Genomic DNA, 23069 nt, shown 5'->3' on the forward strand with positions numbered 1-23069 from the left:
GGAGGTTTGATCATGCTGGACGAGAAGATTAAAAAAGAGCTGATTGCGGTCGTTGGGCCGAACTATTTTAAGGATGATGCAGAGGCGCTAGTTACTCATTCTTATGATGGAACGCCGATGCTGCAAGCGCTGCCGGACGGGGTCATTTATCCCGAGAATACAGAGCAAGTCAGCCAAGTGATGAAAATATTAAACAAGCATCGCATTCCGGTTGTCGGACGCGGCTCGGGTACAAATCTGTGCGGCGGCACCGTTCCGATCAACGGCGGGATCGTTATGGTTATGCATCGGATGAATCGCATTCTGGAGGTTGATTTGGAAAATTTGACTGCGACCGTGCAGCCAGGTCTGATTACGAAATCTTTTATTACCCATATCGAAGCTCTGGGCCTATTCTATCCGCCGGACCCAAGCAGCATGGCGATCTCGACGATCGGCGGCAATATTGCCGAATGCTCCGGTGGTCTCCGCGGGTTAAAATATGGCACGACGAAGGACTATGTCATCGGGCTTGAAGCCGTTCTTGCAAGCGGCGAGATTTTGCGCACAGGCGGCAAGCTGATGAAGGATGTGGCGGGCTATGATCTGACGAAGCTGCTGGTCGGCTCGGAAGGCACGCTTGCCATTATTACGGAAGCGACTTTGAAGCTTATTCCACCCCCATCGACGAAGAAGACTATGCTTGCCATGTACAAAGATTTAAACGAGGCAGCAAGAACGGTATCCAAAATTATAGAAAACCGCATCATACCGTCCACATTGGAATTTCTCGATAATGCGACCGTGCGCGTGGTGGACGATTTTGCGAAGCTAGGCTTGCCGCTGGATATGGAAGCGATTCTGCTTATTGAGCAGGATGGCGACCAAGAGGCTGTGGATCGGGATATTTCGCTGATCGAGGCGATTTGCCGAGGGGAAAATGCGCATAGCGTCAGCGTGGCCGAAAGCGCAGAGGAGGCGCTAAAGCTGCTGACAGCAAGGCGCAGCGCGTTCACGGCGCTGGCGAGGCTGCGGCCGACGACGATTCTGGAGGACGCGACCGTACCGCGTTCCAAAATCGCCGAAATGGTCATGGAAATCAACCGGATCGCGGTGAAGCATGGGGTGACGATTTGTACGTTTGGGCATGCCGGAGACGGCAATCTGCATCCGACGGCAACGACCGATGCGAGAGACTCCGAGGAGATTCACCGGGTGGAAGCAGCTTTTGAGGAAATATTCGAAGCGGCTATTCGCCTTGGCGGGACGATTACCGGCGAGCATGGCGTCGGTTTGGTTAAATCTCCGTTTTTGGAATGGAAGGTTGGAGAGGCAGGCATTGAAGTAATGAAAGGGATTAAGCATGCTTTTGACCCGCATAACCTGCTTAACCCGGGTAAAATCTTCGCTAAGCAATCTCGCAAAAGGGTGGTGCTTCAGCATGGCTAAAACGATGGAGCGTAACGATACGGCTGCAAGCCAAAAGGAAGCATCGCTTACGAAGCTGAATCCCCTTGCGCAGAAGCTGAAGCTGAATCTTAACGAGGACCAGCTCACGAATTGCATGCGCTGCGGTTTTTGTTTGCCGGCTTGTCCGACTTTCCGTGAAACCGGGCTTGAGGCAGAGTCGCCGCGGGGCAGGATCGCGTTGATGAAGGCGGTCGCTGATGGCATCATGAGTCCGGATGAAGTATTCGAGGAGCAGATGAATCACTGCCTTGGCTGCCGGGCGTGCGAGCCGGCTTGCCCCGCCGACGTGAAGTATGGCCAACTTATCGAGCAGGCAAGGGATGCTATTGAGGATCATACCAATAGCCATCGCTGGTGGGTCAAATCGGTACGCGGCGTCGTATTCAAGCAGCTGTTTCCTAAGCAGAACCGGATGAGGCTTGCAGGGGGAGCGCTGCAGCTTTACCAGCGCTCGGGCCTTCGTTCGCTAGCTCGCGGTGCCGGGCTGATGAAGCTGTTCCCAGAACATCTGCGCGATATGGAAGCCATTTTGCCGGACGCCTCACCGAAGGGGATCGTGCAGCGAATGGGCACGCACCACAGGGCTAAGGGTGAGAAAATTGCGACAGTCGGCATGTTCAGAGGCTGTTTGATGGATGTAATGTTTACGGAAACGAACGTCAAAACGGTAGAGCTTCTTAGCGCTGCTGGTTTTGAGGTTATTATTCCGGATAGCCAAGGCTGCTGCGGTGCGCTTCATGCCCATAGCGGCGAGACCTCCGGCGCGAAGAAGCTGGCTCGCCAAAACATCGAAGCTTTCAAAGCGGCTAACGTAGATTATATCGTCTCTAATGCGGGTGGTTGCGGAGCGATTTTGACAGAATATGATCATCTGCTTCATGAGGAAGCAGAGTGGCGGGAGGACGCGGCTTGGTTTGCGAACCGGGTCATCGATATTAGCGATTTGCTGGTGCGTCATGGACGGCTGCCGTTCTTCAGCGAACTGGCCGGTGAAACCAACAAACAAAATAAATCCGATGACGCAGCAAGCAAGGCTGCCATCCGGATTACGTATCAGGATTCCTGTCATCTGCGCAATGTCATGCGTTCTTCAAACGCGCCGCGCACGCTTATGCGCCAAGTGGAGGGCGTCGAATTTGTAGAGATGCATGAGGCAGACCGCTGCTGCGGCTCAGCCGGCATTTACAATATTACGCAGCCGGAGATGGCCGGGCAGCTCCTGGAGCATAAGATGGAGAATGCAAACGCGACGGCTGCCCATTATTTGCTGACAAGCAACCCGGGCTGCCTGCTGCAAATGAAGCTAGGCGTCCAGAAGCATGGCTGCGGCACCCAGATGAAAGTGGAGCATATCGTTGATTTTCTGCATGAGCGGATGGTTGAAAAGCAGGCAGCGAGCACAATTAGCTAAGCTTCTCTATAAGCAGTCCTCACCGGTGTGATGATATACTGAGCGTTCGGTGAGGTCGATGGCTGGATTACAAACGGATTTTCCCGGCCCGTGAAATGTAGACGAAGCTGTGAGGTTTCAATCGCAAGCAATACATCCTTTAAATAGGTTACGTTAAAAAATACGGTCAATGGGTCACCGATAAACGACTGGATTGCGATTTTTTCCGAGACATCGCCGACTGCGGCAGATGCTGCGAACATTTCGGCTTCCGTATCCGTGATACGTATACCAACCACATGCGTAGGTCCTGCAAGCAGGCCGGCTCGCAGAACAGAGCTAAGGAGCGAAGCTGCATCCATGCTAATTTCGGTTGAGAAGGTTTTGGGAATCAGCCTGTTAATTGAGGGAAACTCCCCTGCAATGAGCAAGGATAACATGCTGAAATTTCGCGTCTGAAAATAAATGCTATGATCGCTGAGCGTGATCCGTGTTGTGCCGGATTCATTATGAAGCATTTTGGTGTAATCGGACAAGTGTTTAGCAGGAATAACAACGGAAGGGAAGCTGCTAACGGAATTAGCGCTATGCCTTGTGGTTCTGGTCGAAAGCCGAATGCCATCCGTAGCGGCAAACGTCAGTTTATGTTCATCCGTTTGGCACAATACACCAGTTAGAACCGGCTTTGATTCAGAGGTTGCTGCGGCGAAAGCAACTTGTTTGACCATTTGCTTTAATTCTACGTTGCTTATGCTGAATCCGTTATTCCTTTCAGGAATTGCGGCAACCGGAAAATCGTCAGCGCTCATTGCGGCAAGCCTGTACACGGCGTGACCCGAGGAAATGCGAATGAAACAGTTCTGCATTTCTTCGAGCGTGACCATGCCCTCCGAGAGGCTGCGAATGATATCGATGAAGTAGCGAGCAGGGATGACGGTGCTTCCTTCATTATGAATGATCAAAGTATCGGAAGCACACGATATAAAATATTGCAGTGTCACTGAAGTATTGCACGCGGTCAGCGTTAAGCCGTCTGTGCTTGACTCGAGTTTGACTCCCATTAGAATCGGCGAGACGCTTCTTGCTGGTACGCCGGCCGAAATGTGCTGTAATGCGGTACGGAGAGACTGCTGGTCAATTTCAACATGCATAAGCTTCACCCATCTTTAATTTGACTTATGGTAAAACGATTCAATGATGCGGCGGATGGCTTCTGACCGAGAAAGCTCAGAAGCCGCACATTGCTTCTCCAGCTCATCCCATATTTCTTTGGTAAGCGTCAGAGAAACCTTCTTCGTTTCGCCGATGCCTTTTCTTCCAGCTCCAGCACGCGGACCTCCTCGGGAGAACATCATGGACAGCTGCCCTTCATCCTGAGGCACGGCAATTTTTATTTTTTTGTCGGTCACTAAAAAATCTCCTTTTACTTTTGAATTAAGTAACCTTAATCATATATCTTATCTTTAACTTTATCATGATTTGAAATCGTTGGCAATGGAGGAAGGCAGCAACAATTTACGTTGAACTAAACTTTATCGTTTCGGACGCTGCACGAGCAGTTTATACTTTGGAGGCGTGGTTGCAGGCAGATGCTTAGGTGGACTAATCTATGTAAAGGCAAGAATCTGGCTACTAAGGCGAACACTTCGATTCCCTAAACTCGCATCTAGCTTCGCTTAACCTTCATTTCTTCCGTTCAACTTATCTATTACTCCAGAACCCAGCCTCAAACTGCCGAATGGGGTTCGCTGGGCTAGATTAGGTCTATTTTTTAGACCTATTTCGTCCCAATCGGCGATTTCCGCCAGAATAGATCTAAAAAATAGATCTATTACTCCAGAACCCAGCCTCAAACTGCCCAATGGGGTTCGCTGGGCTAGATTAGGTCTATTTTTTAGAGCTATTTCATTCCAATCGGCGATTTCCGCCAGAATAGATCTAAAAAATAGATCTATTACTCCAGAACCCAGCCTCAAACTGCCCAATGGAGCTCGCTGGGCTAGATTAGGTCTATTTTTTAGACCTATTTCGTCCCAATCGGCGATTTCCGCCAGAATAGATCTAAAAAATAGATCTATTACTCCAGAACCCAGCCTCAAACTGCCCAATGGGGTTCGCTGCGCTAGATTAGGTCTATTTCTTAGACCTATTTCATCCCAATCGGCAATTTTCGCAAGAATAGATCTAAAAAATAGATCTATTTCTCCAGAACTCAGCCTCAAACTGCCCAATGGAGCTCGCTGGGCTAGATTAGGTCTATTTTTTAGACCTATTTCATTCCAATCGGCGATTTCCGCCAGAATAGATCTAAAAAATAGATCTATTTCTCCAGAACCCAGCCATATCCAGTCCATTTCGGGCCGCTGAGCTAGATGAGATTTTACACACAATTATGGACTTAAACCCTACTTTTAAAAATTCATTGAGTTGAAAATCATTAGCTAAACTTATTTAACAACGCGCCTCAAGCACAAAAAAGGTTAGAGCATCAGACCACGATCTGATTCGCTCTAACCTTTTTCTTAATATATAGAGAAGTGATCCTTCTCCATGGGATCTCAATATTTCGTGGAATGAAACGCGCTGCGCCGCCAGAGGACGGTGATAGCCGTTTCACCTTGCCTCATCCATTATATCTGCGTTTCGACTGCCACAGCTGGAGCTGCGCAGGAGAGGCGCTCGATAAATTTCGTATCGATGCTTATTTTCACCTTCATGTCGTTTTCTTCCTCAAGCTGAGAGATGATCAGGTCGACGGCGACCCGTGCAATTTTATCCTTGTCGACATGGATGGTTGTGAGCTCCGGCGTAATGATTCTGGCTTCCGATATATTATCGAAGCCAACGACCGAGATGTCCTCCGGAATGCGGAAGCCAAGCTCGGTTAACGTTTTGACGGCACTAATAGCGATATAGTCGCATTCGCAGAAAATCGCGGTCGGCATCGGTTTGCCGCTGCTGATATAGGCCTCAAGCTGCTTCTTCATCTCCGGCTGTGAAGATAGAATCGTCGGAGCAACGTGGAAGAGATGGGAGTCGTCTACAGCAAGCCCGTAGTCCTTGAGCGCGAGCCGGAAGCCTCTCTTGCGCGCGTCGAAATTGTGGATTCGAACGTCCGAGGCTACGTATCCGATGCTGCGGTGGCCTCTTTCATATAAATAGGTGCCCGCTTGATACGCACCCATCTCATTATTGATTTGTACAAAGCTGACAGGAAGCGTGTCATAGCAAGTATCCAGCACGACCAGCTTAGGCAGCTGCCGCGCGATAAATTCAATCTGCAGGCGGCTTAGATTGGTTCCGAGCAGAATGATGCCATTGTCTTTGTTTTCTTCTGCGACGGCCTGCAAGTTATTTTCCAAATCGCTCACGTCCACGGCAGAAAAGCGGAGGGAATATCCCTTCAAGCGGCAATGCTCTTCGATAAAATGAATCAGCTCCCGAAAGAACGGCTGCTGATAGTAGTTTTCCAGCACGATACCGGAGTTGGTTAAGACGAGAAACAGCAGTGTTTTGACTGGCTTCTCAGGCAAGCTTGGCTTGGGCTTAAAATGGTAGCCATTCTCCTCAGCAATCCTGATGATTTTCTCACGCGTTTCGGAGCTGATTCCCGGCTTGTTGTTCAAAGCGAGGGATACGGCTGACTTGGATACATCAGCTAGTCTTGCGATATCATCCATTTTCACGATACGTTCTCCATTCTTTATTTATGATCAACATAATCAGCTATCCGTTTAGTATGTTTAGTTTACTATGAAGAGGCGTAGTTTAGCAATAGATTACTAAACTGATATAAAGTTTAGTTGAAAAATCCCTATTAAATTAATGAAAACAACTAAATATTTAGTATTGACTGAACTAAACAGGCGTGATAGGATGATTTCCAAGAGCGAATCATAAGAATATAGAAGTGGTCAAGCAACGAATTATAAAAAAGTTTAGTATGTTTATTATTTTGGTGTTTAGTTGTTTAGTCGTAGTTTAACGGAGGCGGACAGGATGAAAAAGTTAAAGCTGGGATACGCACCAACACGTCGTTTTGTGTTTAGCGAAGAGGATGCTTTTAAGTACAAGGTGTTGATTCGCGAGAAAATGGATTCTTTTGGCATGGACATTGATATCGTCGATCTCGAAGGGCTAAATGAAGAAGGACTTCTTTATAACGATAACATTGGGGCGGATAAAATCATTGAGCGGTTCCAGCGTGAAAAGGTAGATGCCGTATTTTTCCCGCATTGCAACTTCGGCACGGAGGATACGGTCGCACGGGTGGCCAAGGCGCTTGGAAAGCCGACCTTGCTGTGGGGACCGCGGGATGAAGCGCCGCTGGAGGATGGCACGCGGCTTCGGGATACCCAGTGCGGTCTGTTCGCAACGGGCAAAATTTTGCGCAGATTCAACGTTCCGTTCACCTATGTGACGAACAGCCGGGTAAATGATCCGGTTTTTGAAAGGGGTTTCAAAAACTTCGTATCGGCGGCTAACGTCGTGCGTCAGTTCCGTACGCTGCGGATTTTGCAAATCGCGCCTCGTCCGGCGTCCTTTTGGACGATGATGGTCAATGAAGGCGAGCTGCTGGAGCGTTTCGGCATCGAGGTGCATCCCATTACGCTGATCGATATTCAGAAGACAACAGAGCGAATCGAAAAGCAGAACGGGTCTGAGCTGCAAGAAGCAATTGCTTATATCCAAGCGATGCTGAATGTTGCTGAAGTAACGGAGGCTGCCGTGAAGCGTGTTGCAGCACTTAAGGTTGCCATGAAAAAATATGCGGTGGAAACTGGCAGCGGCGCGATTGCCATTCAGTGCTGGTCGTCATTGCAGGACGCGATGGGCATTATGCCGTGCCTCGCCAATGCGCTGCTCACAGATGAGCAAATTCCGGTGACCTGCGAAACGGATATTCATGGTGCGATTACCTCGGTGATGGTTCAGGCGGCTGCGATGAACGAAGCGCCTACCTTCTTTGCGGACTTGACCGTTCGCCACCCTGAGAATCCGAACGGCGAGCTACTGTTCCACTGCGGCAACTTCCCGGTTTCCTTGTCGGTGGAAGACAAGCCGAAGCTGCGCCATCACTTTTTGTTCGATGACCATGCACCGGGCACACACGAAGGAGAAATTCGCGGCGGCGATATGACGCTGGCCCGTTTTGACGGCGACCATGGCGAATACTCGCTGTTCCTTGGCAAAGCACGCGGCATTCAAGGGCCTTATACGAGAGGCTCGTATGTATGGGTAGAAGTCAACGATTGGCCGCTATGGGAAGAGAAGCTGGTGAAAGGCCCTTATGTCCATCATTCGGTCGGCATTCATGCAAACGTCATTCCTTCCCTTTATGAGGCTTGCAATTATATTCCTGGCCTGACTCCGGACCCAGTTGATCCAACGGAAGCAGAAATTCGCGCATGGCTGAGAGGAAGTGTCTAGGATGGCGACTGTAGCCGAGCTTCAGATCAAATCATTACAAATTCGGGCAGACCTTCTGCGGTTGATCCACAATGCCAAAATGGGGCATACGGGAGGCTCGCTTAGCAATACCGATATTTTAACGGCCTTATATTATGAAATCATGAAGCATGACCCTGCCCGGCCCAAATGGGCGGAGCGGGACCGGTTTATTGCGAGCAAGGGACATTCAGTCGAATCGTTATGGTGCATTTTGGCCGACCTCGGCTATTTTCCAAAGGAGGAGCTTGCGACGTACTGCCAGTTCGGAACGAGACTGATCGGGCATCCGAACAATAAGGTTGCGGGCATCGAAATGAATACGGGAGCGCTTGGGCATGGCCTGGCGATCTCCGTCGGGATGGCGCTTGCGGCGAAGAAGGACAGCAAGGCTTACCGGGTATTTTGCTTAATGGGCGATGGCGAGCAGGCCGAGGGCTCCGTATGGGAAGCGGCGATGGCGGGAGCACACTATAAACTGGATAACCTGATTGGCTTTGTCGACCGCAACCGCCTACAAATTAGCGGCAATACGGAGGATGTCATGGGCATCGATCCGCTGGACCGCAAATGGGAGGCGTTCGGCTGGCATGTGAAGCAGGTGAACGGGCATGATTTTGGCGAGCTGCTGGAGACGCTTCGCGCGGTCCCTGAGCAGACGGGCAAGCCGACGCTTGTTATTCTGAATACGACCAAGGGCAAAGGCGTATCTTTCGCCGAAAATCAGCCTGAATGGCATCATCATGTACCGAATGAGGAGCAGCTAAGACTAGCGGTTGCCGAGCTGGAAGCAGCGAGCGCGGCGATACGAGCAGCGGAAGAGGAGCGTGGCACGAATGGCTAACAACATACCCAACCGTCAAGCGATGTGCGAGGCTTTGATTGAGCTTGCACAGGAGGATAGAGATATTATGGTGCTGGCTAGTGATTCGAGAGGTTCGGCTGCCATGGCGCCATTCGTTAAGCAGTTCCCTGAGCAGTTCGTAGAAACAGGCATCGCGGAGCAAAATATTGTCGGCATCGCGGCGGGGCTCGCCCATAGCGGCAAGAAGCCGTTTGTTACCTCCCCGGCATGCTTCCTTAGCATGCGGAGCATTGAGCAGGTGAAGGTGGATGTCGCGTATTCCGCGACGAATGTGAAGCTAGTTGGCATTAGCGGCGGCGTCAGTTATGGAGCGCTTGGCATGTCGCATCATTCCTTACAAGATATTGCGGTAACGCGTGCGATCCCGGGCTTAACGATTATTTTGCCGGCGGACCGCCACGAGACGCGCAAAATGACGCAGGCTCTTGCGAAGCATGAGGGTGGCACATATGTGCGCATTGGACGCAATCCCGTCGAGGATGTGTATGAGTCTGATGATTATGACTTCCAAATTGGCAAGGCCGTTGTCATGAAGCCGGGCAGCGATGTGACGCTGATCGGAACCGGAGAGACGGTGCGCATCGCGCTCGACGCCGCGAAGCTGCTGGAGGAAGCTGGCATTGGGGCGCGCGTGCTCAATATGCATACGATTAAGCCGCTTGATGAGGAAGCGATTATCGCTGCCGCTAAGGAGACGGGAGCCATTGTTACGCTGGAGGAACATAGCATCTTTGGCGGACTAGGGGCTGCGGTTGCGGAAGTTACGTCAACGAATATTCCTGTGCCGCTGCGTATACTCGGCATTCCAGATGAGCCGGCAATTGCGGGCAAAACAGCTGAAATCTTTGCCCATTACGGCCTGACTGCGGACAATGTCCAGAAGCTAGCCTCCGAGCTAGTCAAAGCTAAGGTGAAGCAAGTATGATGAACGTGCAGCCTTCGCAAGCATCGGAGCTGATTTCGAATGCTGCTAAGTATCTGTTAACCATTGATCAGAGCACGACTGCAACGAAGGCTTTGCTGGTTGACGAGAGCGGGAAAATTGCGCAGCAAGTAGCGATCAGCCACCGTCAATATTATCCGCAGGACGGCTGGGTGGAGCATGACCCGGTTGAAATTTATAATAACGTAAAGGCAGCCATTCGCGGCGTCATAGCGCAAGCCGGCATAACAGAGCAGGAGATTGCCGGCTTGACGATTACGAATCAGCGCGAAACGGCTGTATTATGGGATCGCGAGACAGGCATACCAGTTGCAAATGCCATCGTATGGCAGTGCCGCCGTACCGCAAGCTATTGCGGGGAGCTCAGAGAGAGGGGATTAGAGGAGCAGATTCAGGCCAAAACGGGACTGCTGCTCGATCCCTATTTCTCGGCGACAAAATGGCGCTGGCTGCTTGAACACGCAGCTGCGGATACGCCGTTAGAGCAACTGATGGCGGGGACGATGGACAGCTGGCTCATTTGGAATCTGAGCGGCCGCAAAGTACACGCGACCGACTTTAGTAACGCCAGCCGGACTCAGCTGTTCAATATCGAAACGCTGCAATGGGACGGGGAGCTGGCCGGCTGGTTTGGCGTTCCATTGCAGCTTCTTCCTCATGTATATGGGAGCGATTACATTTACGGTTACATTGACGAGCCGGGGCTGTTTGCCGGGAAAATTCCGATCACCGGTGTAATCGGCGATTCGCAAGGCGCCCTGTTCGGGCAGCAATGCACGAAGCCGGGCATGGCAAAAGGCACTTACGGCACAGGAACATCGGTGCTGATGCATGTAGGCTCCGATATCGTACGCGCGCGGGACGGACTGGTATCCGCCATCGCTTGGGGGCTTGGCGGCAAGGTTGACTACGCGCTCGAAGCAATCATCCATTGCTCGGGCGACTGCCTGAACTGGGCGCGCGATCAGCTTGGTCTCTACCGCAGCTTCGAGGAGCTGGAGGAGAGCGTAAACAAGGCCGGAGACAGCGGCGGCGTGTACCTGGTGCCGGCATTCGTAGGGCTGGGAGCTCCACATTGGAACGCCGAGGCAAGAGCAGCGATTACGGGGCTAAACCGCTCCTCTGATCGTCATCACATTTTGCTGGCGGCACTAGAGAGCATTGCTTATCAGGTGAATGATGCGGTTAAACTGCTGGAGCAGCAAACCGGTTTGCCGCTTAAGGAGCTGCGGGTGGACGGCGGAGCAACGGCAAACGATAGGCTGATGCAATTTCAAGCCGATTTGCTGGAGTCGCGCATCGTTTGTCCCGAGGCTGCGCAGCTGTCCGCGCTTGGCTCGGCCTATATCGGTGGGCTGGCGCTGGGCCGCTGGAGCCTTGAAGCGATCGCAGGCTTCTATAAGCGGGATAGAGAATTTCAATCGAGCATGTCGAAGCAGGAACGAGAACGGCGCGTTTTAGGCTGGCAGGCCGCGGTGAAGGCGGTCCTGGCCAATGAAGCAGCGCTTCATCAAAAGGAGCAAAGCCATGAACTTTCCCTATAAAGTACCAGAATCCAAACAGATTCGACTTATCATCAATACGGATGCCAAAAACGAAGCGGACGACCAATATGCGATTGCCCATGCGCTGCTGACGCCAAGATTTAATATCGCGGGCATTATTGCGGCGCATTTTGGCACGAGAATCGATACCTCGATGGAGGAATCCTTCTTGGAAATCAAGAAGGTATTGCAACTGATGCATATGGAGGATGAAGTAACCGTCCATGAAGGGGCCAAAGCTGCGCTGCCGGATGAACAGACGCCAGTATCCTCGCCGGGCTCGGAGCTTATCGTAAGCGAAGCGATGAAGGAAGGCGAGCTTCCGCTATACGTTATTTTTCTCGGGCCACTGACGGATCTGGCTTCGGCTTATTTGCAGGAGCCGCGCATTGCCGATCGCATGACCGCGGTCTGGATCGGCGGAGGGCCGTATCCAGCGGGAGCACGGGAGTTTAATTTGGAAAATGATATTGCTGCCGCAAACGTCGTGTTCCGCTCCCCGATTCCATTATGGCAGGTTCCGCAAAATGTATACAAAATGCTGCGAGTAAGCTTGGCGGAGTTAGCCGTAAGGGTGCGTCCGCATGGCGAAATCGGCCGCTATTTGTTCGAGCAGCTGGTAGAGTTTAATTTGCATCCTGACCATACGCCGAGATGGCCAAAGGGTGAAATGTGGTCGCTGGGTGATTCTCCCGCTGTCTCGTTGCTTATTGATGATCAGGAATTTGATTATGATATGGTGGACGCGCCGCATATTACTTCGGATATGCGTTATGAGGAGCAAAAAACGGATCGGAAAATTAGGGTGTATCGCTCCGTCGATGCGCGATTTACTTTAGAGGACATGTACGCCAAGCTTGAATTATTCCATGCCAGTTCCAAAAACGGAGGATAACGCAATGACCTTGTCGATTGTGAATTGCAAGACCGAGTATATGACGAACCCTATAGGCATTGAAGCGGGCAAGCCAAGATTGTTTTGGCAAATCGAAGCGGACAGCCGCTCCGCCGAGCAGACGGCCTATCACATTCTGGTAGCTTCCTCCAGCGAGAAGCTGGCAGCCGGGCAAGGCGATGTATGGGATAGCGGAAAAGTGGAATCGAGCCAATCGATTCAAGTCGAATATGCGGGAAGCGAGCTGCTTGCCGAAGGGAAATATTTCTGGAAGGTCCGCATCTGGGACAAGGAGCAGCAGCCTTCCGAGTGGAGCGCAGCGTCCTTCTGGACGATGGGTCTCCTGAGCAGAGAAGCTTACAAAGGGAAATGGATCGGCCGCAAGCGCGATGCTGAGCATAACATGCAGCCTTCGCCTCATTTGCGCAAAGCTTTTTCGCTTAAGGGCAAAGTGCGCAGCGCATTTGCGTATGCGACGGCGCTCGGCTTATTCGAGCTTCACGTAAACGGGAAGCGGGTCGGCGATTATTTTGCCCCAGGCTTTACGGATTACAACGTCCGCACGCAGGTGCAGGCTTACGAGATTACCGAGCTGCTGGCAGAGGGCGACAACGCCTTCGGCGTAATTGTAGGCGACGGCTGGTATGCGGGCACCGTCGGCTTCCTCGGCGATAAGGTTTACGGGGAGCGCCCGTTCTTCATGATGCAGGTCAATGTGGAGTATGAGGACGGCAGCAAGGAAAGCATTGTAACCGACCATACTTGGCGGGTAAGCAAAGGGCCGATTGTTTATTCCGATTTTATTATGGGCGAGGCTTATGATGCACGCCTTGAAATTGACGGATGGGACGAAGCGGGCTATGACGATGCCGCTTGGGAGCAGCCGGATGTACGCTCAGGCTATAACGGCAATCTGGTGGCTACGAACGAGCCGCCGATTACGATCACCAAAACGATAAAGCCGATCAGCATAAAGAAGTCCCCCACAGGCACTTATATATACGATATGGGGCAAAATATGGTTGGCTGGACCGAGCTTAAGGTGACGGGTGAACGCGGTACGACCGTTACGCTGAGCCATGCCGAAATGCTCAGCCCGGACGGCTCGCTTTATCTCGATAATTTGCGCGTAGCCGTTCAGCAGGAGCATTATACGCTGAAGGGCGAAGGCGAAGAGCGCTACGAGCCGCATTTTACGTTCCATGGCTTCCGTTACGTGGAGCTGATTGGATATCCGGGCGAGCCGAATTTGGATACGGTTATCGGCAAGGTAGTCCATTCGGATACACCGGAAACGGGCTATTTGGAAACGTCGAATGCGATGGTCAACCAGCTTTATTCGAATATTACTTGGGGACAGCGCGGCAACTTCCTGTCCGTGCCAACGGATTGCCCGCAGCGCGATGAGCGGCTAGGCTGGACTGGCGATGCGCAAATTTTCGCGCGCACGGCGTCCTACAATATGGATGTGGCCCGTTTCTTCCATAAATTCGTATGGGATATGATCGATTGCCAGCAGCCTTCGGGCGCATTCACTGACGTTGCGCCGGATGCAGGCTGGATTCGCCACAAAAACTGGAATACGCGGCTGAATTGGTTCGCGCCGGACAATGCAGGCTGGGGAGATGCCGGCGTCGTCATTCCGTGGACGCTCTACCTGATGTATGGCGATACGAGAATATTGGAGACGCATTACGAAGCTATGGCGAAGTGGGTCGAGTATTTGAGAATCAATACCGACAATCTCGTTCGGCCCGATTATGCGAACTACGGGGATTGGCTGTCCATCGATGCGGATACGCCAAACGAAGTGCTCGCGACCGCATATTTTGCTTACAGCACGAAGCTGCTTGGTTTGATTGCAGGGGTGCTTGACAAGCCGGAGGAAGTGAGCCGGTATGACCAGTTGTTCCAAGACATTGCAGCCGCCTTCCGCACCGCATTTGTCAGCGAGGACGGCGTCATCCATGGCGAGACGCAGACGGTTTACGTGCTAGCGCTGCAATTCGGCCTGCTTACCGAGGAGCTTCGCCTAAAGGCGATTGGACATTTGGCAGCGGATATTACCAAGCGGGGCGACCGATTAACGACGGGTTTCCTCGGCGTCGGCTACCTATTGCCTGCCCTATCAGACAACGGCCGGCTTGACATCGCATATAAGCTGCTTACGCAGGAGGTATTCCCTTCGTGGATGTATTCCATCAAGCATGGCGCAACGACAATCTGGGAGAGATGGGACGGTTGGACAGAGGACAAAGGGTTCCAGACGCCACAGATGAACTCATTCAATCATTATTCGCTGGGCTCCGTGGGCGAGTGGATGTTCCGCTACATGGCGGGCATTGAAGCGGACGCTTCGGCACCGGGCTTCCGCAATGCGATTATCCGGCCGCAGCCGGGTGGCGATGTATCCAGTGTCAATGCGCATTATGACTCCCTTTACGGAAGAGTAGGCGTAACGTGGACCCTCGGAGCTGACGGCTCGTTCAAGCTGAACGTTACGGTTCCGGCCAACACGACCGCGACGGTTCATCTGCCAGGGATTGTGACGCATATCGACGCTGCGGCATATGAAGCCGGTGCTGCGGATAGCGAGATTAAGCCAGTTACGCAGGCGAACGGCGAGACTGTATTCCAAATTGGCTCAGGCACCTACGCCTTCGCCAGCCAAATCACCAACGCATAAGCCATCATCACATAGCAGCTGACCGCCCAAGCCATATCCCTACCGTGGGATTGCTTGGGTGGTTTTGGCTATAGGAGGGTTCATTATTCGCATACGTACCGTTCTCCTGCTCAGCTACTTTATTATTATCCTGGTCTGCATCACCTTGGTCGGATCGGTATCCTTTTATATCTCCTATACGACGATGGGCAGGCAGGCGGAGTCCGCCAGCGCCTTGCTCGTTCAGCAAATCGAAAAAAACATGGACAATGATTTTCACAGCAAACGGAATTTGCTGCTGGCTTCCTATAATGATCCAAGCTACGTCGACGGCATCAACCGTTACCCGGAGATGAGCGACAAGGAGCGCTTCGAGTTTCGCCAGCGAATCGGGGACCTTTATTTAAAAAGCTTTAACGTAACGCCAATCCGTGACTTTATTCGCTTCCATATTTATTTCAGTACGGGCGAGCTGCTTAGCGCATCCGACGACAGCGGGATGAGAAATGCCGCGCAGGTCCGCAATTCGGAATGGTTCCGCTCCACGGTAGCTAAGGACGGTGAGGTTTTTTTCAGCAGTTTGATTCCCGAGTCGGAGCGCTCAGACGCAGAAGAAGCGGCTTATTTCTCGGCAATTCTGATTCGAGATTTCTCGAATCCCGATTTATTTATTATTGTCAGGGCGGAGTATCGTTCGGAGCTGTTCAACAGCATCGGGCGCAATGACGCGCTATCGGCAAGCAGCAGCATTCTCATTCTTGATGAAGGCAACCGGCTCGTCTATGCTTCAGGAAATGCCAATGCCTATGCGGATGAGCCGGCGCTGACCGAGCGGGTAAGCGGCAGCAAGAGCCGCTTCTGGTTCGAGATGGATGGCGAGGAGCGTCTCGTTTCCTATACGAGGTCGGGCTACTCCAACTGGAAAGCGGTGCTCGTCGTCCCGAAGAGCGACATCTTCGGCTCGCTGGACATTATCAAGACGACCGTTTTGTTCACCGCATGCATTGCCTTTTTCATTACGTTTCTAATATCTGTCCTCTTCGGACAGCGCATCACGAAGCCGATCCTTCATCTGTATAAATCGGTTAACCGCATGAAACGCGGCGATTTCTCCGCAAGGGTCGAGGTGAAGCGCAACGATGAAATCGGCCGGATCGGCATGAATTTCAACGCCATGCAGGAGGAGCTGGAGCAGCTGATCGAGACGAAATACGTGAACCAAATCAAGCTTCAAGAAGCCGAGCTGGCTATGCTCTATTCGCAGATCAACCCCCATTTTCTCTATAACACGTTGGACAGCATCCGGTCGATGGCTGACTATTACCAGGTGCAGGACATCGGCCAAATGGCCGAATCGCTTGCAGACATTTTCCGCTACAACACCAAGAACAAAGACGAGATCGTGACCCTCCAGGAGGAGCTCGTTCAAATTGACGCTTATATGAGCATTCAGCGCATCCGCTTCGAGGATAAGATCGCCTACGAGCAGCAGATTGAAGAGGAGCTTTACAGCATTCCGTTGCTCAAAATGACCCTCCAGCCGCTTGTCGAAAATGCCGTATTCCATGGCATTGAGCGCAAGCGCGGCAAAGGCAGCATTAGGGTGACGATGCGGCGGGAAGGCGGGCGAATCGCACTCTCCGTATCCGATGACGGAGTCGGCATTTCCGATAAGCATCTCGCGGAGATCCGGCAGACGCTCAAGCCGCCTATGCAGCAAGGCAATGGTGCTTTGCCGGCGGTCCGTATGGGGATCGGCATCCAAAACGTGTATTCCCGTTATAAAATCCGGTTTGGCGATGCGTTTGATTTTGAGATTAACAGCCGCAAGGGAGCGGGAACGGAGATCAAGCTGTTCATTCCGATCGAGACCACGCTTGCGAACGAATAAGTCAGAATATTCAACATAACAAGTCATTATTGTGAATTTGTTGATAGGAAGCGCTTTCATATAATAGGGGTGTAAGCATTAAGGATGAGAGGGTGTCAATGAATGAGAAAGATGAAAGCGGTTTATCTCACGATGGTATTCTTGTTAGCAGCACTGACTTTGGCCGCATGCGGAGGGAATAACGGAAACAATACGCCTGCGACTAACGCACCTGAGAAGACGGCGGCGGCAGATCCAACCAAGGAGCCTGCGAAGGATCCGGTCACACTAACCTTCCTGATTCCGAATACGGATGACGCGACGCCATACACGCAAATTTTTAAAGATTTTGAAGCGAAAACCGGCAATAAGGTAGAGGTTCAGGCGCTGCCGGGCGGGGATTACGACAACATGCTGAAAACACGCTTCTCTACTGGCGACTTTCCCGATGTATTTCTGATGCAGCCGGGAACGAAGCAGTACGTCAAGCTAAGAGCCGACGAGACGCTGTATGAATGGTCGGGCGAGGCTGGCGTGTGGGACAACGTGATTGAATCGATCGCCGAATTCCAGAAGGATGCCTCTGGGAAGGCTTATGGCGTCCCTTTTGGCAAAACGGGCATGATGGGCGTGTTCTATAACAAGGACGTCTTCGCCACAGCGGGCATTGAGCCGCCGACGAATTACGCAAACCTGCTTGAAATCGCCAAGAAGCTGAAGGATAGCGGCGTAACGCCTTTCTATGAAGGCGTGAAGGACGGCTGGCCAACTCAGGTGTTTTACTTAACGGGCTGGGTAAGCCAGGTAGATCAGGAGATTGGGGATGAGGGCGTTCAGAAGCTTAATGTCAACGGCATGAAGCTATCCGAAATCGCGGCGCTTAAGGATTTGTTCGTGAAAGCGAAAGAAATCAAGGATTTGGGCCTCTTCCAGAAAAATACGCTGTCGGGCACCTTTGACGAATTGCAAAATGAGCTGGGCGAAGGCAAGGTTGCGATGGCGTTCATGCTGGATGGCATCCTGCCGCAGCTGGAGAAGAAATTCGGCAATGATTTTGTGAAAGATAAAATCGGGTTTTTCCCATTCCCTTCGGCTACGGATACAGGTACGGCCATGATTACGCCACCGAACCAGCTGATGGTACCGTCAAAGGCGAAGAACCTGGAAGCGGCGAAGGAGCTCGTGAAGTTCATGATCTCAAGCGAAAGCGTCAATTCCTTCTATAAGCTGCACCCGGGCATTCCGATCTTCAAAGGCGCGGAGAGCGAGCTTTACCCGAGCCAGCAAACGGTTCAGGAATATATCGACGCAGGCAAGTCCAAGGTTAATGTGCAAAACCGCTTAACGGCATCCTTCCTTGATCTCGGGAAAATATTGCAGGCGTTCCATATTTCTGGCGACGTGGATGCAGCGATCAAAGAGATGGATACGAACTATGTCAAGGACGGCAATTCCAAACGTCTGGAAGGTTTTGAATAAGAAATAAGCGGCTTAACATTTAGATGGAGCAGGCGGGCCTTGCCTTAGAGAGCAGCTCGGGCGCAAGGCCTGCCCTTCCTTATCGGAGCAGGGGTGAGCATGATGGAGAGAAACAAATACCCGCTTTATTTTTCTTTTCCGGCGATAATCGTTTTTCTATTATTCTTCATAACGCCGACCGTGATTGGCGTCTATTACAGCTTTACCGATTGGAACATTAACGCAAGTACGATTAAGTTCATCGGATTGGAAAATTACAGGGAGCTGTTCAACGAGCCCCGCTTGAAGCAAGCTTTTACGAACACGCTAATTTTTGCCGCTGCGGTGACGGTGCTGCAAAATGTATCGGGCATTGCGCTGGCGCTGATCTTAAACGAGAAGCTGAGGCTGCGCAATTTGCTTCGGATGATTTTTTTCATGCCTTATGTCATTGCTCCACTGGTTATCGGCTATATTTTCCGGGCTATTTACCATCCCGAGCACGGAATCGTAAATAAATTTCTTGATATGGTCGGCCTGGATTTTATGATGCAGGACTGGCTGAACGATCCGAAATTCGCTTTGTTTACCATTATCATTACCGACATCTGGCGGGTTGCGGGCTTTTCGATGGTCGTTTATTTGGCCGGGCTGCAATTTATTCCGAAGGATCTGATCGAGAGCGCCTCGATAGATGGAGCGAATTACTGGACGCGGTTCAAGCATGTGGTGTTCCCGCTGCTGGCGCCTGCTTTTACCGTTAACGTGCTGCTTGCAATGATCGGCTCGATGAAAGTATTCGAGATCGTAATGGTGCTGACCGAAGGCGGTCCGGGCTATACGACCGAGGTGTTCTATACGTATATTCGCAACACGTTCAGCTCGGGCGAAATGGGCTATGCCACGGCGATCAATATGCTGCTGTTTGCGCTTGTAACCCTGGTTGGCGTACCTGTGCTGATGGCGATGAAGAAAAGGGAGGTCGAGATGTAATGAGAAAAAAACTGCCGCCAATCGCGTTGGAAATCGTTGCAATCGGCCTCGCTCTCCTCATTCTTATTCCGTTTTTTATGATTTTTATCAATTCGTTCAAAGGCATCAGGGAATCCGCGTTATTTGGCTTGTCGCTGCCGTCGACCTGGGAATTCAGCAATTACCGGGATGTGTTTAACCAGGATAATATTTTGCGCGGCTTTAAAAACAGCTTTCTTCTGTCGGCGCTTGTGGTTGTTTGCGTGAACCTGTTCGCATCGATGGCGGCGTTTGTCATTCAGCGGCGCGGCGGCAAATTTTTGAACGGCGTCTATATGGCCTTTATTATGGGACTCATCGTGCCGGTCTCCATTATTCCGACGATTCGGCTGCTAGATGTCCTTCATATTAAAGGCACATATCTCAGCATTGTGATGTACTACACGGCGGTTCTGCTGCCGTTCGCGGTGTTTCTGCTTGTCGGGTTTATCAAGTCCGTGCCGAGGGAGCTGGACGAGGCGGCTATTCTGGAAGGCTGCGGCTATTTCCGGCTGTATCTCAAAATTATTTTGCCGCTCATCAGCACGGTGCTGGTCACGGTCTCGATCGTTGTTATCGTATCGGTATGGAATGATTTCTTCGGTCCTTTCTACCTCGTTACGGATAGCACAAAATGGACGATCGTGCTTCAGGTGTTTAACTTCGTTACGCTGTACAGCACGAACTGGGGAATTGTATTTGCCTTTATGATCGTGGTCATTGCCCCGGTTCTCATTATTTATTTGTTTCTGCAGCGCTATATTATCGATGGCTTGACGGCAGGATCGGTTAAAGGCTGATCCCAAATGAGGCTCGTAGTCGGGAGGCGTGACGGATATGAGACAGGTGATGATTGTCGATGACGAGCGCTGGATTCGCAGGGGCTTGATTCAATCGATTCCGTGGGAGGAGCTTGGCCTTGCGCTTGCGGGGGAAGCGGAGGACGGCGAGGACGCCTATCATATGGCGCTGCTCAAAAAGCCGGATCTTCTGTTTCTGGACATGCGGATGCCCGGCCTTGACGGGAAACAGCTGCTCGCCTTGCTTGGCAAGGAGCTTCCGGAGCTGCTGACGATCGTGGTCAGCGGCTACTCGGACTTTGAATATACGAAGGAAGCGATCCGCCATAACGCATTTGAGTATATGCTGAAGCCGATCAAGAAGGATGAGCTTGCGGCCGTGCTTGGCAAAGCTCTGGAAGAGCTAGACCGCAGGCAAATCAGCAAAGCAAGGGCAAGAGAGGGCAGCGCGAAGAACTGGCTGGAGGATGTTTTGTTCACGGGCGATGGGAGTGAAAGCAGCGCTCTGGCTGGTATGAGCTGGAAGGCGGGAAATTCCCTGCTCCTGGTTGCCCAGCCGGATGTGTACGTGGAGCGCTGCGAGCTGCCTTTGATTATGGAGCAACTGCGGCAAAAGCTTCAGCAGGAGCGGGCGTTTTATTTTGGCGGCGAGTGGGATGTTGTGATGACGGCCGCGCAGGGAAGCATGTGCGAGCTTGTTCTTTGCCTGCATGGCAAGCACTTGGTGAGAAGTGAGCTGCTTCGTCTCTTGGCTATGCTTCAGCCGCTGCTGAAGCAGTTGGCGGGCGTGAGCTATAGCATTGCGGCGAGCGAGCAGGCAGAGCAAGATTCGCTGCTGCCGCAGCTGTACAAGAAATCAAAGCTGAGCTTGAACGCCAGAAAGCTTGGCGAAGCAGGCTGGATTGGATTTGCTGGCGAGACTTCTGTTGTGGCTGCATCGGCTTATCCGCGAGAGCTTGAGCAAGCATTGCTGATTAATCTTCAGCATGGCAATGAAGAGCAGGCGCAGCAGGATTTTGAGCGCTTTTATGCACAAATTTCGCAGCCCTGCATGACAGTGGATGATTTGCTGCGCGGCGCACTGATGCTTGTGCATTCATTGGAGAAGCAGTTGCAGAGCATAGGTGCGAATCTAGAGAAGGCAACGGGACACAGCCTGCTAGCCTATACGGAGATGATCCGGATACGCAAGGATGTGACGGCTGTCGGTGCGATTTTTAAAAATGAAATTTTGCCCGGCGTGATCGGTTCGCGGAGTCCCGCGGCCGGCAAGCAGGGCGAGCAGATTGTTCGGGAAATCCAGAAGCTGATCGAGCAGCATTGTGACCAGCCGCTCAGTCTGCATCAGATAGCGGAAAGCCGTTTTTTGAACGCTGACTATTTGAGCCGCTTGTTCAAAAAAACGACGGGCAGCAATTTTGTCGACTATTTGACGGATGCCCGGCTCGCCAAGGCCGTTGAGCTGATGCGCTACCCTGCCTATAAAAATTATGAAATTGCGAAGCGGGTCGGTTATGAGGATTACCGCTATTTCAGCCAGATTTTCAAGAAGAAGATGGGCATGACCATTGGCGATTACCGCAGCTCGCTCGAGCCGCAAACTTTGAATTAACGAAGGAGAGACTACTGATGGCAAAAAGATTATTACCTGACACGCTGACGTTGGAGGATCGCGCGGGGCATGCAATGAACGCGATCGTTGGCATGGCGGACCGCGACTATAACGATATTCCGTTTTTTGCGGCTAACCTGATGACGGAGCCTGCGAACTTGACGCATGGCGACTGGGATTACGGCTCCTCGCACGGACGGATGGTCGACGGCATGATTTTGGCGCGGCATATGTCGGGGGAGACGTTTGGCTCAGACATTGAAGCCAAGTATAGATCGAACCTGCTCTCGTTCTTTAAGGAGGACGGGCTGAGCTATCGTCAGACAAATCCGAATTATAACTGGGAGGCGAATGCTAATTTTATCGACCAGCGAGCCGTTATTTTGTCGCTGACGACATGGTTTCAGTCGACAGGCGATCCGGCTGTGAAGGAAGCGGCGGATAAGCACGTGGCGGCGCTAAAGCGTGTGGCAATCAAGGAGCGAGACGTCTGGTATTATCCGGCTTCGGAATATAAGGAAGGCGGCTGGCCTTCCTCCAATGCGATATTGCTCCGGCTCGCTCCAGACCCGGCAGCGTTCTGCGGCAGGCTCGTTATGCCGCTGCTGAAGTACCATGAGCTGACAGGCAACGCGGATGCGTTTGAGCTTTGCCAGTTTTTCACCGCCTTGATCGTGCAGCGCAGCGGCGTGTTCAACCCGGACGGCAGCTTTAACGACGCGCTGGCCTACCGCAGCGGGCACTTCCATACGCGTCTTGGCACGCTCGACGCGCTGGCGCGCTTTGGCGTATTTACGGGCGATGCCGCGCTTATTGCGTTCGTGGAGAAAAGCTATGCCTGGGCGGTGACGCAGTGCACGGCGTTCGGCTGGACGCCAGGCGATATGAAGGAGCAGGCGTACGAGCATGAAACCTGCTCACTCGTCGATCTGATCGCCACAGGCATTACGCTCGCCCAAAGCGGCTACACGAAATATTGGGGCGTTGTGGAGCGCTACATTCGCAACCATCTCGCGGAATCGCAACTGCTGGAGATGGACTGGGTGAAGGAGACGGATGACCGCTCGATGGACGTGCCGGGGCGCATTACGTACGAGAATATTGCGCAGCGGACGCGCG

General features: G+C 52.0%; 17 protein-coding genes and 1 pseudogene. 14 read left to right on the forward strand and 4 right to left on the reverse strand.

Translation table 11 applies throughout. The annotated features are described in order from the left end of the window. The first annotated feature begins 12 nt into the window (after positions 1 to 12). Positions 13 to 1428 (forward strand): FAD-binding oxidoreductase, encoded by a 1416-nt coding sequence (locus FJQ58_RS18340; RefSeq protein WP_139996021.1) that lies wholly within the window; start codon positions 13 to 15, stop codon positions 1426 to 1428. Further along, entirely contained in the window at positions 1421 to 2860 is a 1440-nt protein-coding gene (locus tag FJQ58_RS18345) for a (Fe-S)-binding protein (RefSeq protein WP_139996023.1), read from the forward strand. The genes FJQ58_RS18340 and FJQ58_RS18345 overlap by 8 nt, the downstream gene beginning before the upstream one ends. Here the strand turns inward: FJQ58_RS18345 and dnaN are convergent. From dnaN to FJQ58_RS18365, 4 genes are all read right to left on the reverse strand, one after another. Then, positions 2857 to 3990, reverse strand: coding sequence for a DNA polymerase III subunit beta (dnaN, locus tag FJQ58_RS18350; RefSeq protein ID WP_139996025.1), 1134 nt, complete (start codon positions 3988 to 3990; stop codon positions 2857 to 2859). The two genes, FJQ58_RS18345 and dnaN, sit on opposite strands and share 4 nt — an antisense overlap. 15 nt (positions 3991 to 4005) lie before the next feature. Continuing rightward, positions 4006 to 4248, reverse strand: coding sequence for a ribbon-helix-helix domain-containing protein (locus FJQ58_RS18355; protein WP_139996027.1), 243 nt, complete (start codon positions 4246 to 4248; stop codon positions 4006 to 4008). 267 nt (positions 4249 to 4515) lie between these two features. After that, the gene (locus tag FJQ58_RS18360) at positions 4516 to 5193 is read right to left on the reverse strand and encodes a hypothetical protein (protein ID WP_139996029.1); all 678 of its coding nucleotides are present in this window, start codon (positions 5191 to 5193) and stop codon (positions 4516 to 4518) included. 276 nt (positions 5194 to 5469) lie between these two features. Then, entirely contained in the window at positions 5470 to 6525 is a 1056-nt protein-coding gene (locus FJQ58_RS18365) for a LacI family DNA-binding transcriptional regulator (RefSeq protein WP_202915286.1), read from the reverse strand. 313 nt (positions 6526 to 6838) lie between these two features. On the opposite strand from FJQ58_RS18365, the gene FJQ58_RS18370 reads away from it, so the two are divergent. The 12 genes and pseudogenes from FJQ58_RS18370 to FJQ58_RS18425 all read left to right on the forward strand — a co-directional run. Further along, positions 6839 to 8269, forward strand: a complete 1431-nt coding sequence (locus FJQ58_RS18370; RefSeq protein ID WP_139996031.1) for an L-fucose/L-arabinose isomerase family protein — start codon at positions 6839 to 6841, stop codon at positions 8267 to 8269. 1 nt (position 8270) lies between these two features. Continuing rightward, positions 8271 to 9131 (forward strand): transketolase, encoded by an 861-nt coding sequence (locus FJQ58_RS18375; RefSeq protein ID WP_139996033.1) that lies wholly within the window; start codon positions 8271 to 8273, stop codon positions 9129 to 9131. Further along, positions 9124 to 10077, forward strand: coding sequence for a transketolase family protein (locus FJQ58_RS18380; RefSeq protein WP_139996035.1), 954 nt, complete (start codon positions 9124 to 9126; stop codon positions 10075 to 10077). Before FJQ58_RS18375 ends, FJQ58_RS18380 begins: the two co-directional genes overlap by 8 nt. Then, on the forward strand, positions 10074 to 11639 hold the full coding sequence (locus FJQ58_RS18385; RefSeq protein ID WP_238404145.1) for an FGGY family carbohydrate kinase: 1566 nt from the start codon (positions 10074 to 10076) through the stop codon (positions 11637 to 11639). Before FJQ58_RS18380 ends, FJQ58_RS18385 begins: the two co-directional genes overlap by 4 nt. After that, a complete protein-coding gene (locus FJQ58_RS18390) occupies positions 11623 to 12534 on the forward strand; it encodes a nucleoside hydrolase (RefSeq protein WP_139996037.1) in 912 nt (303 codons plus the stop codon). Before FJQ58_RS18385 ends, FJQ58_RS18390 begins: the two co-directional genes overlap by 17 nt. A 4-nt stretch (positions 12535 to 12538) precedes the next feature. After that, positions 12539 to 15220 (forward strand): glycoside hydrolase family 78 protein, encoded by a 2682-nt coding sequence (locus tag FJQ58_RS18395; protein ID WP_139996039.1) that lies wholly within the window; start codon positions 12539 to 12541, stop codon positions 15218 to 15220. 64 nt (positions 15221 to 15284) lie between these two features. Then, positions 15285 to 17090 carry a cache domain-containing sensor histidine kinase gene (locus FJQ58_RS18400; protein ID WP_162341572.1) on the forward strand — a complete coding sequence of 602 codons (1806 nt, stop codon included), beginning with the start codon at positions 15285 to 15287 and terminating at the stop codon, positions 17088 to 17090. Positions 17091 to 17192: 102 nt separating this feature from the next. Continuing rightward, entirely contained in the window at positions 17193 to 18548 is a 1356-nt protein-coding gene (locus FJQ58_RS18405; protein WP_139996043.1) for an ABC transporter substrate-binding protein, read from the forward strand. A 99-nt stretch (positions 18549 to 18647) separates the two neighbouring features. After that, positions 18648 to 19520, forward strand: coding sequence for a carbohydrate ABC transporter permease (locus FJQ58_RS18410; protein WP_139996045.1), 873 nt, complete (start codon positions 18648 to 18650; stop codon positions 19518 to 19520). Next, positions 19520 to 20338 (forward strand): carbohydrate ABC transporter permease, encoded by an 819-nt coding sequence (locus FJQ58_RS18415; protein ID WP_139996047.1) that lies wholly within the window; start codon positions 19520 to 19522, stop codon positions 20336 to 20338. Before FJQ58_RS18410 ends, FJQ58_RS18415 begins: the two co-directional genes overlap by 1 nt. A gap of 37 nt (positions 20339 to 20375) precedes the next feature. After that, positions 20376 to 21950 carry a response regulator transcription factor gene (locus FJQ58_RS18420; RefSeq protein WP_139996049.1) on the forward strand — a complete coding sequence of 525 codons (1575 nt, stop codon included), beginning with the start codon at positions 20376 to 20378 and terminating at the stop codon, positions 21948 to 21950. Between the two features lie 17 nt (positions 21951 to 21967). Continuing rightward, a pseudogene (locus FJQ58_RS18425) lies at positions 21968 to 23069 on the forward strand (hypothetical protein); the annotation flags it as partial.

It is taken from the genome of Paenibacillus paridis, assembly GCF_006345825.1.
Taxonomy (GTDB): Bacteria; Bacillota; Bacilli; order Paenibacillales; family Paenibacillaceae; genus Pristimantibacillus; species Pristimantibacillus paridis.